Genomic DNA, 11,812 nt, shown 5'->3' with positions numbered 1-11,812 from the left:
TATGCCATTTTGAATAGTGTAACTCGAAGAAAAAGAAATTCTAATTTTTGGAAATAAAATTTATTAGTGCAATTACATTGATAGAGGTTATCGATGTTTAATTGTAAATAAATTCAAGTTTGATAGTGAAGTAAAGCGTGATTGTATGACAAATTACCGATATCAATTACTAAAATAGTTTAGCAACTAATAAAAAAAGGAATGTAAATTGTTAGAGAATAGACGCACTTATGGCTATCAAAATTATGTTTAGCCTATTTTAGGAATAAGCCAAATCGAAGTAAAACCAGTAGAGATCTTGTTTTGTGAATAGAAAAAACTTTGTTTTTTCTCGAAGAAATCAATATTATTATTTTTACGGAACTCAATTTCTAAAAAAACAGCACTAAATTGACTAGCAGTAGTAGTAACACAATTTGTATGACCACATTTACCATTGCAATTCATTTTTTTTGACTGGCTATTTTTTTTACAACATTCCATCTTATCACTACTTGATGAAGTTTCTTTGTGACAAGCCGTTTTTTCTAAATGACTTTTACACGCAAAAGTACTATTTGGCATCAGTAAGAAGCCAAAAAGGACTAACGCTAGAATGTAAATGCTTTTCATTTAGACTATAATTTGAAACAAAAGTAGTTAAATTATATCTATTTTTTCTTAATCAATATAAAAAAAACAAATCAGTTGTGTTTTTTATTAAAAACTAGTGATAGGATTATAATCTGAAAAATTAACTCATTTATAGTATTATAACTTTTGTCTAACTATTTAGCAAGTCAAGCATTAGAGTCATTTTTCTTTCAGAACTGCTTTAATTCGATTCATTCAGTGCCTGATTAAATTTACAGTGTTAAATATAATGAATAACACAAGATAGAGAATTTAGAAATACTCATTATGGTATTGTGAGTTTTAAAAGGTCTTAAAAAAGAGGTTTTACTTTTTAGGTCAAACCCTACCTTTTAAAGCCAAACCCTACCACATCTTTAAATTCTTTCACTTCCTGCTCTAATTTTAAATTTCAAGAAAAATTTTAAACAAAATTATAGTATGGATACGCAACAGAAAGACCTATCGTATTTCAGGTTACGACTACAAGAATTATTAAACACCAGTTTCCCCGAAAAAGCAAACGATAAAAAATTCATCAATCAACGTTCCTCGTGGGCAAGCACTGCTTACGAGGGTGCTTTTCAATCTGGTAACGATATTGACAAATGTAACGAAATAGCCAATTATATTCTTTTCGATGGTTTACATTTTTCTAAGTTCGATACCGTGTTTCAGGTGGTTTGTAATGAGTTCGACACCATAATGGCAGATGAAGAATTGCGACCATTTGCTTTAAAAATGTTCCGTGTTTGTGAACCTATTTTCTCCAACTATGAACTAACTGATGACTTCGCTTATGGTTATGAGTATGACCAGCTCTACACCGAAATAACCGGAACCATCGCAATATGGATAGCGGAAAATGGGCTTCAGTAAAAAGCAACATCTCCAACAGAACATTGATGCCTTACGAATTGCTTTCAAAATTGAAAAGGAGAACCGACAAACTACCATAGGCGAAAGACTGCTAATGATGCAATACAGCGGATTTGGCGGTCTTAAATTCGTATTAAACCCCATAGAAAATGAAATAGACATCAATAATTGGCGAAAAACTGAACATGATTTATTTCCACTTACACAGGAGCTCCACCAACTATTAAGAGAAAATTCCGAAGACGAAAAGCAATACCGCAGGTATGTGGACAGTATGAAAAGTTCGGTGCTGACGGCTTTTTATACACCGCCACAGGTTATAGATGCAATTTCTTCAACATTGAGTGATAGCGGTTTGAACATTCAAAAATTCCTTGAACCTTCCGCAGGTATCGGCTCTTTCATACAATCCTTTTCCGAAAACCAGCAACCCAATGTAACGGCTTATGAAAAGGATTTGCTGACAGGCAAGATTTTAAAACAGCTTTATCCCGAAAGCAATATCCGTATAAGTGGTTTTGAGGAAATACCCAAAAAGGAACAAAACACTTATGATGTAATTGCAAGTAATATCCCTTTTGGCGATACTTCCATATTTGACCTTTCATATTCCCGAAGTAAGGACGAAGCAAAAATACAGGCATCCCGAAGCATCCACAATTATTTTTTTTTAAAAGGAACGGATATGCTCCGTGACGGTGGCTTGTTGGCATTTGTTACCTCGCAGGGTATTCTAAATAGCCCAAAAAACGAACCGATACGCAGGGCGTTGATGCAGAATAGTAATCTGGTTTCGGTTGTTAGATTGCCAAATAATCTGTTTACTGAATATGCAGGTACAGAAGTTGGAAGCGACCTGATTATCCTGCAAAAAAATACGGCAAAACAAAGTCTGACCGAAGTGGAAGAACTGTTTTGCCAAAGTAATACAACAGAATATAATACACCAAACAATGCTTTTTTTCAGGATAGCACAAGAATTGTTCATACCGATAGAAAATTAGACACCGACCCTTATGGAAAACCAGCCTTAATTTATACGCATAAAGATGGCGTTACCGGCATTACCAAAGACCTTAAAAAAATGCTTTCAGAAGATTTTGAAAATCATCTGAATTTGAGTTTATACAAAGGCGAGCCGAACATACAAATTCCAATTACAACAACTGTTACAGCTCCCATTGTAGAGCCTATAACGATTAAACCAACACCTGTAACCATTCAGGAAAATCCAAATGAATTAAAACAATTAAGCATTTTCGACTTGTTTGAAAATGTGGACGAACCAGTAGCGGTTATTGCTCCACCAAAAAAAGGTACTCAAACTCAAAGGCAAACTTCCACGAAGCGAAGAGCCAATATTGTTCGCCAAGCAGACTTGTTCAGTTCGGCGATACAGCCACCTTATATCCCTCCAATTTCAAATGGAAATACCAATGGAAATACTTCAGCTGTCAGCAAAAAAGAGGAAGTTATCGGCGACCTGTTTTCGGACTTAAACGGAAATGGTCAGGCTCAAAAGCAAACCGTTGTCAGTACCATTCCCGAACCTGCTCTATACAGCAAAGGATTACAATCATTTCATCGAAGTGATTGTCTTGTTATAGATAATGGTTGTGTTGGTCATTTGCAAGATGTTGATAAAAATGGAGCAACGGCAATGTTCCATCCCTTGCAATTACCATCATTGCAGAAAGTAAGAGCCGAAGCCTACATTTCAGTAAGAGATAGCTATCTCGATTTGTATCAAAAGGAAGCCGAAAAGCAAAACGAACATACAGTAGAAAGGGAAACGCTGAATAATTTGTATGATGTTTTTGTAAAAAGATATGGCAATTTGAACAGTGCCGAAAATATCAAATTGATTAAAACAGACAGTGCAGGGAAAGAAATTCCTTATCTGGAACGTGTAGTTGGTGGTGTGGTGCATAAGGCGGATATATTCAGTCGTCCCGTTACTTTTTCTACTACCACTTTAGCAACAGACAATCCTGATGAAGCTTTAGCATCATCACTGAACAAATACGGCAAGGTGGATTTGTATTATATGTCCGAAATCAGCAGTATGCCTGCCGATGCTTTGAAAGAGGCTCTACACGGTCGTATTTTCTATAATCCTCTACAAAAGGAATATGATATAGCCGAGCGATGGATTGCTGGAAATATAGTAGAGAAATCTGAAGAGGTCAAAGCCTATCTTGAAAGTAGTCCCGATGATGCAGAAGCCAAAGTAAGTCTTACGGTTTTGGAAGAAGCCAAACCAAGACGCATTGAGTTTGAAGAACTGGATTTCAATCTCGGCGAACGCTGGATACCCACAGGGATTTATGCCCGTTTTGCTTCGCACTTGTTTGATACGGAAGTCAATATCCATTATTCCGAAAGTTCGGATGATTTTTCGGTAAAGTGCAATCAAAAGAATGTGCATATATGGGATAAATATGCCGTAAAATCAGAGAGTAGAACCTTTGATGGGATTGCTTTGCTTAAACACGCACTCGTAAACACCACACCAGACATTACTAAAAAAATCAAGGTTGGTGACCAAGAAGTCAAGGTCAGGGATATGGAAGCCGTACAGATGGCGAACACCAAGATTGACGAAATCCGCACCGCCTTTACCGATTGGCTTCACGCTCAAAACGATGAATTTAAAAATAGGTTGACTGACCAATATAACAACACATTCAACTGTTTTGTACGACCGAATTATGATGGAAGCCATCAGGAATTTCCGGGTTTGGATAGAAAATCTTTAGGTATTGATGACTTGTATTCGAGCCAAAAAGATACTGTTTGGATGATAAAGCTTAACAACGGTGCAATTTGTGACCACGAAGTCGGTGCAGGGAAAACATTGGTAATGTGTACGGCTTCACAAGAAATGAAGCGTTTAGGTTTGGCACACAAACCGATGATTATCGGACTAAAAAGTAATGTTCACGAAATTGCAGAAGCTTACAGAACCGCCTATCCACACGCAAAAATTCTCTATCCTGGCAAAGAAGATTTTACGCCAAAAAAACGATTGCGAATTTTCGGGGATATCAAAAATAACGATTGGGATTGTGTGATATTAACCCACGACCAGTTCGGTATGATACCGCAATCGCCCGAAATGCAAAAGGAAATTCTCGAAAATGAATTAGACAGTGTAGAACGAAATCTCGATGCTCTAAAATCAGAAGGTAGCGAAGTTACCCGTGGAATGCTTGCTGGTGCTATCAAACGTAAAGAAAACCTTGAAGTAAAACTTAAAACCCTGCAACACGATATTGATAACCGAAAGGATGATATTGTGGACTTTAAAATGATGGGCATCGACCATCTATTTGTAGATGAAAGCCATCAGTTCAAAAATCTGATGTTCAACACACGGCACACAAGGGTTGCTGGATTGGGAAATGTAGATGGAAGCCAAAAAGCAATGAACCTGCTCTTTGCCATCCGAACCATTCAAGACAAAATACAAGCGGATATGGGTGCGACTTTCCTTTCGGGCACAACAATTAGTAACTCGCTTACGGAATTATACCTTTTATTCAAATACCTACGACCAAGAGCTTTAGAAAAACAAGGCATTAATTGTTTCGATGCTTGGTCGGCTATTTATGCTAGAAAAACTACGGATTACGAATTTTCTGTAGCCAACAATATCGTAGCAAAAGAACGTTTCCGCTACTTTATCAAAGTGCCTGAACTAGCACAGTTTTATTCTGAAATTACAGATTACAGAACAGCAAAAGATATTGGCATTGACCGCCCTGAAAAGAACGAAATACTGTATAACATTCCACCAACACCCGACCAGACAGCATTTATCCAAAATCTGATGGATTTTGCAAAATCGGGCAATGCTACTTTGTTGGGAAGAGCACCTTTATCGCAACGAGAAGAAAAAGCTAAAATGCTTATCGCTACCGACTATGCCCGAAAGATGTCTTTAGATATGCGAATGGTTGGTGGTAGATATGATGACCATCCTGACAATAAAGCATCTCATTGTGCGGCAAACATTTCGAAATATTACAACAAATTCAATGCACAGAAAGGTACACAGTTTATCTTTTCCGATCTTGGCACCTACAAGCCTGGCGAGTGGAATGTGTATTCTGAGATCAAACGCAAATTGGTGGAAAATCACGGCATTCCAGCACACGAAATTCGTTTTATACAGGAAGCCAAAAACGATAACCAACGTAAAGGACTAATCAAAGATATGAACGAAGGCAAAATCCGTGTAATATTTGGCTCTACAAGTATGCTCGGAACTGGCGTGAATGCACAGAAAAAAGCTGTTGCAGTTCATCATTTAGATACGCCTTGGCGCCCAAGCGACCTTACTCAAAGGGATGGAAGAGCAATACGAAAGGGTAATGAAATTGCGAAACATTTTGCAAACAATAAAGTGGATGTAATTATTTATGCTACCGAAAAATCGTTGGATAGCTATAAGTTCAATCTCTTGTACAACAAGCAACTTTTTATAGACCAACTTAAAACTAATAACCTTGGCAAACGTACCATTGATGAAGGCAGTATGGATGAAAAGTCGGGTATGAACTTTTCGGAATATGTAGCTATACTTTCGGGAAATACCGACCTTTTGGATAAAGCAAAAATTGAAAAACAAGTTGCAGGACTGGAAAGCGAAAAACAGGCTTTCAACCGCTCTAAAGTCAGTTCTAAATACAAATTGGAGGATGTTACTTCTATGTTGGAAAGCGCTCAATCACGATTGGAACGGATGAGCCTCGATTGGAATAACCTGCAACAACGCATACAGAAAAATTCAGACGATACTATTGCAAATCCTATTTTATTGTATGATTTGTCGCCCAATGCGGATATCAAACAGATTGGTGCCAAACTCAACCAGATTGCAGACAAATCCCGCACAGGAGGTCAGTATGAAGAAATAGGTGCATTATACGGATTTACGTTGTTGGTTAAAACCGAAATGTCTGAAAAAGAGGGTGTGGATATAAGAGTAAATCGCTTTTTGGTGCAGGGCGAAGGCAATATTAAATACACTTATAATAATGGTATTATTGCCAGCGATGCAAAATTGGCATCTATGAACTTTCTCAATGCACTGGAAAAGGTCTCTGGCTATATTGAGCAGGAACAAAAGAAAATTACGGAACTAAAAAAAGATTTACCGATACTTCATGAAATAGTTAAAGGTACGTGGACAAAGGAAAGTAGATTGAGCGAATTGAAAACAGAATTGGCTTCTATCGACAGAAAAATACAATTGTCGATTACTAACGAAAATAAAGAACAGCAAACAGAAGCAGTAAAAGAACAATCGTCGGTTTCCAATACTTCCGAAACAATAGCAGTGACAAAATGTTATAATTTATCCAGATGATTATTGTGAGTTGTACTGTAACTATTGTAAAAATAAGGGCTAGAAGATGATGAACAGTTTTTTTTATATTTAATTATTCTTTTTGTACCAAATGTTGCAGATCAGGATCATTTTTAATCCGCTTCAATTCCGTTGCAATAATTAGAACGATGTCTTTTTTTATCTGGCGATAATTGCTTTCGATTTCTTGTTTCATTTGGTCTTCACCTTGCTCATTTATAAAGGATAAAATCTGAGGTATTTTTTGATAAATTTTTGTTTCGGAAGCCACTTTTTCGTTATTCACAACAATTTCAGCGTGGAAAATCTTTTGCTCAATACGTTCATCAAAATTATCCGAAACAGCACCTACAAACATACCTTGTGTTAAAGTTGAGATTTTAGAAGCTGGAATTAGACTATCTAATTGTGTCGATATTGAAGTTGAAGTGTCGTTTCTGTTGATTGATAAACTCTGACGTTTCTGCAAAACTTTCCCGAAACGTTCCGATAAACTTTTTGCCGTTTCGCCCACAACTTGACCAGAGAAAATATTACCAACAGTATTTTGGATAACCTTTGCTTCCTTATCTCCATAGTCCCTTATCAATTGCGAATAATCCTGAAAGCCCAAACAAACAGCAACTTTGTTAGATCTTGCTGTAGCAATCAGATTATCAAGCCCCCTAAAATAAATCGTAGGCAACTCGTCTATAATTACAGAACTCTTTAATTGCCCTTTTTTATTGATGAGTTTTACAATTCTTGAATTATACAAACCCAATGCTGCGGAATAGATATTTTGACGATCGGGATTGTTACCAACGCACAAAATCTTTGGTTCTTTAGGATTGTTAATGTCCAGTGAAAAATCATCGCCTGTCATTACCCAGTACAATTGCGGGCTAATCATTCTTGACAAAGGAATTTTCGCCGATGCAATTTGCCCTTGCAATTGGTCTTGAGCTCCGCCTTGCCAAGCATCCATAAAAGGCGAAAGATAATTTTCCAAATCAGGATATGAAGTCAGAATGGTAAATACATCCGAATATTTCTTGTTCAATAATTCAATGGCGTGTGGAAAGGTGCAGTATTTCCCATTGTCATAAATTTTGAGATACCAAATAATGGCTGCCAATAATATAATCGGACTTTCTACAAAGAAATCGCCCTGCTTTTGTATCCAGCTTCGGTTGAGGTTTAGCATTATAGTATAAGCCGCTTCGTAAGCATCTGATATATCCGTCATAAAATCTGGATTGAGTGGATTGCATCGGTGGCTCTTTCTAGGATCATCAAAGTTGATGACGTAAAATTTGGGTTTAACTTTGTATTTATCGCCGTGCTTCAAAAGATGGTTGTAAGCAATGGTAGAAAGATCATCAAACTTGAAATCGTAGATATACATACTGAAACCTTTCTCAATCTGTTGCTTGATGTAACTGTTTACAATGGCATAGGATTTTCCGGAACCTGGAGTTCCTAAAACAATAGTTGCCCTAAAAGGATTGACGATGTTTATCCAGCCGTTATTCCATTTGTTTTTGTAATAAAATTTTGTGGGGAGATTGACAGAATATTCGTTTTCCATTAATTTGGTTTCCTGCATAAAACTTTCGTTTTCATTATTGAAAACATCTTCCATCAGGTTAGTGTGAAGTAAACGGCTCATCCAAACCCCAGCTACCATCAAAGCGATGTAGCCTAAACCTGTGGTAAGGATATACAGAAATGTAGAGCTGTTGATTGTTGATTTCAGCAGAAATGTATTGAGAAAAAACAGAAAAAAACCAAATCCCAAAGCAATATAAATTTTTGTCCAAGTTATCTTTTCATTCTTTACGCCTTTAGTTCCTAAACAGCTTAATGCTAATAGAACTATGGCAAATATTTTGGTATACAGGGTATGCGAAAACAAGCCTGCCGTCCGTTGAAAATTGCCTAATACTTTGTTGATGAGTTCTAGTGTCCAGCCACGCTCTATAAAGAAACCGTAGCAAAACCAATAAAGGTGCATCAGTACCAAAAGAATGCTCACTGCTCTCATAAACGCCATAATCTTGGCAAGTCCTCTTAAATCGTCTTCTCCCTGCATTATTTTAATTTTTAATGTTCGGGCGTGAATTTAAAGGCTCTAAAGAGTAGTTGTGACAATGTGGTATTCTTTGGCTTTAAGTGTCGGTATTTGTCTGATTAAATGAAGTAATTATTCTGTTTGCCTACAATTATAATAAACAGTAATTTGTATGACTATTTACAACTCAAAAATAAAAATAGCATGATACCAACAATTCCACTTTCTCAGTTCCCAATAAATCCAGTGAAGGATATAGATATTGAAAACGCATACAACTGGTTTAAATCTTTTATCTCTGATAAGGATTGGCTAAAAAGAAAAAATGAAATAGAGAACTATTTAAGTAATATTGTTAGATCCAGCGAACCATTTTCAGAACCTATTAGTGAAGGAACTCTCCTTGTAGTTAAAAAAGATCAGATAGGATGGTATCTATATTTAGTTCATGTTTATTTGTTTGAACCCCATAAGTATGAATACTTTCAAGGAGCAAGAGTTATTCCTATATTTAAAAGAATTGGCATGGATGTCAATCTCGTTGCAAAAATTGAGGGAATAAATAAAAAGATGCGGGAAATGTTTAAGAAAAGAACATCCGAAGCTGATGCAATACTTTTCGAGGTTCTTACAGCTCTATTATGGGTTAGGAATGGTTGGGAAGTTAAGATAATTGAAGAAGGAAAAGGGCCAAAAACTCCTGACTTTGAAGTAGTCAAAGGAACAGAAAAATGGCAAGTCGAATGTAAACGTCAAATGAAAACCGCCGATTATACTTATAAGGAAACCAAGAAACGTCAAATAATGATATCTCAAATCAGCAAACTACTACTTCAATTTAATATACTGCTTGACATAAAATTTCACGTAGAGTTGGTTTCCCTTCCTGATAGCTATTTATTTGATCTGTTGAATGATATCATATCTACAACTAAAATTCCGTGTAAAATTATATCTAACGAGAGCGTGGATATTGAACTTTCATTTGTGGATATTGAACTTATTCAAAACCACTTAAAACAGTATTTAGTAAAAAATAACTCGCCGCAATTATTCGAGTTAATAGCTAAAAAAGAAGTAGATCATTCAGCGTTTACATCTGGTTTTTTAGGTACTTTCTATTATGTGGGAGATGGAGAAGCAAACAACCTTTACATTAATGAAATTGCAAAAGCGTTCGGTGTGCATTGTTATTGTGATTCCGAAAATGCGCTTAATGCAAAAGCCCGGGATGTTAGACGCCAAATAAAAAGTGCTATTTCTCAATTTAATCCCGAGGCCAATTCTATTATTCATATTGGGATGGAAACTTTTGATGGTCCCGAAGTTGAAATGGCTAGAACTGAAAAGCTCATAAATACAATGTCTAATATTGATCCTAAAAGCAATAAACTGGGTTGGATTTTTTACCACTATTTTCAGTCTTATACAAGATCTTATATGGACTGGTACTTTGATGAAACTGTGAGTACAGCTACATCATTTATCAACCCTGTTCTTCCTATTAAAAATACTTTTTTGATTATTCCTGAAGATGAGGTAATGATAGAAGACGCTTCACACTGGGACAAAGAATTACCATAATTTTTAATCAATAGCTGTAAATATTTAATTTGCACTTCGTTTCCGTTTCCTCTTCATTCTATTAGCAAAATCCCTTTCCTCGTAATCTTCGCCCTGTGTTTCGGGCAATAAACCTCCTAATGCTTCAATCAAACCGTCTTCGCGTTTTTCAGTATTCAAGAAATCGAATAAATGATGAGGTTTTTCCACAGGTAAATCCGCTATATTGTTTGATTTAGATACCTTAGTTCTTGGCTCATCAGTTTCTTTGATTGCGGGTTTGATGTTACTGTTCCAATAATCATTAAAAGTATTGGCAGAAAGTTCTTTTGATAATCGGGAACCATTCCAGACCGATTTGGTATTATGGTCAATAAAAGTTATCCCATAAATCCGTTTTGCATCATTCCTACGAACCACTACATTAATTCCTTGTTCTAATAATTGTTTACTAAAACTCACTTCATCATTTGTTGATTGCAGTGCAATAGTAACTGCTGATTTCAAAGTTTTTTGGCTTGGATGGTTTTTCAAAGCTGTTTTACAGTTCTCAAAATGTAATTCTAAAGATTGAAGTCCCGCATTTTTTCCGAAAAGAGAAGCCTTGAACGGATGTCCCGCTCTTTCTCCTTTTTCATTTAAAGGAATATACAATAAACCCTTCTGAGGTTTTCCTTGCAATTCACCTTCCATTTTTTCAGTAGTAATATTGAATAACGAAAGCAGTGCGTTGTATTCGCCCAAAGTCTGGTATTTGTAATAATTTGGCAAATGGCGAACTACCGAAGCTATCTGACTTTTCACATCTCCAGCTTTGTAATTTACAGGACTAAAAATCTTGTCGTTTCTTCGATGCTCTTTTTCTGTTGCAGATATTAACCCGTGTTGCCTTTCGAGTTCTCGGCACACATTCATAGACCGCATTTTCTCAAATTTATCTGAAATCTTTTTGCCTTCTTCATTCACACAAACCGAAACTATATGGATGTGCGTTCTGTCAATATCAGTATGCTTGAACACCACAAAAGGCTGTTCGCCGTAACCCATTTCACGCATATATTGCTCTGCCAAATCTCTGAATTTTTCATCACTGACATTATCTTTCGGATCGGGATTGAGCGAAATATGCAACGTATGTTTTTCGGTATTTCGATTTGCAGTAAGATAAGGGGCAAAAGATTGGCTTAATTGTGCTACGGAATAATGACCGCTTGATGTTTCAATTATCTTATTGGCAAACAGAATTTGTCCGTTTTCCTTTTCTACCTTAAGATTATTGTACGCCAACGCACCGTATAAATTACTGCTTCTGCCAATCTTTGCTATCATTT

At 36.3% G+C, this 11,812-nt stretch carries 6 protein-coding genes; 3 read left to right on the top strand and 3 right to left on the bottom strand.

The window, feature by feature from the left end:
- Positions 1-249: 249 nt before the first annotated feature.
- On the bottom strand, positions 250-612 hold the full coding sequence (locus tag LB076_RS12440; protein WP_066336752.1) for a hypothetical protein: 363 nt from the start codon (positions 610-612) through the stop codon (positions 250-252).
- A 441-nt stretch (positions 613-1,053) separates the two neighbouring features.
- On the opposite strand from LB076_RS12440, the gene LB076_RS12435 reads away from it, so the two are divergent.
- Entirely contained in the window at positions 1,054-1,491 is a 438-nt protein-coding gene (locus LB076_RS12435; protein ID WP_066336754.1) for a DUF1896 domain-containing protein, read from the top strand.
- Positions 1,478-6,865 (top strand): N-6 DNA methylase, encoded by a 5,388-nt coding sequence (locus tag LB076_RS12430; RefSeq protein ID WP_066336756.1) that lies wholly within the window; start codon positions 1,478-1,480, stop codon positions 6,863-6,865. The genes LB076_RS12435 and LB076_RS12430 overlap by 14 nt, the downstream gene beginning before the upstream one ends.
- 73 nt (positions 6,866-6,938) lie before the next feature.
- Here the strand turns inward: LB076_RS12430 and mobC are convergent, their stop codons facing one another.
- Positions 6,939-8,939 carry a conjugal transfer protein MobC gene (gene mobC / locus LB076_RS12425; RefSeq protein ID WP_066336759.1) on the bottom strand — a complete coding sequence of 667 codons (2,001 nt, stop codon included), beginning with the start codon at positions 8,937-8,939 and terminating at the stop codon, positions 6,939-6,941.
- 183 nt (positions 8,940-9,122) lie between these two features.
- Here mobC and LB076_RS12420 point away from each other — a divergent pair, with 183 nt between their 5' ends.
- Positions 9,123-10,502, top strand: coding sequence for a hypothetical protein (locus tag LB076_RS12420; RefSeq protein ID WP_066336761.1), 1,380 nt, complete (start codon positions 9,123-9,125; stop codon positions 10,500-10,502).
- A gap of 24 nt (positions 10,503-10,526) precedes the next feature.
- On the opposite strand, the gene mobB is transcribed toward LB076_RS12420, so the two are convergent.
- On the bottom strand, positions 10,527-11,810 hold the full coding sequence (gene mobB, locus LB076_RS12415; RefSeq protein ID WP_066336763.1) for a conjugal transfer protein MobB: 1,284 nt from the start codon (positions 11,808-11,810) through the stop codon (positions 10,527-10,529).
- Between the last annotated feature and the right edge of the window lie 2 nt (positions 11,811-11,812).

Source organism: Flavobacterium crassostreae, from assembly GCF_001831475.1.
Lineage (GTDB): Bacteria > Bacteroidota > Bacteroidia > Flavobacteriales > Flavobacteriaceae > Flavobacterium > Flavobacterium crassostreae.
Note: the sequence above shows the minus strand (reverse complement) of the source record. Positions and strands in the feature narration are given on the sequence as shown.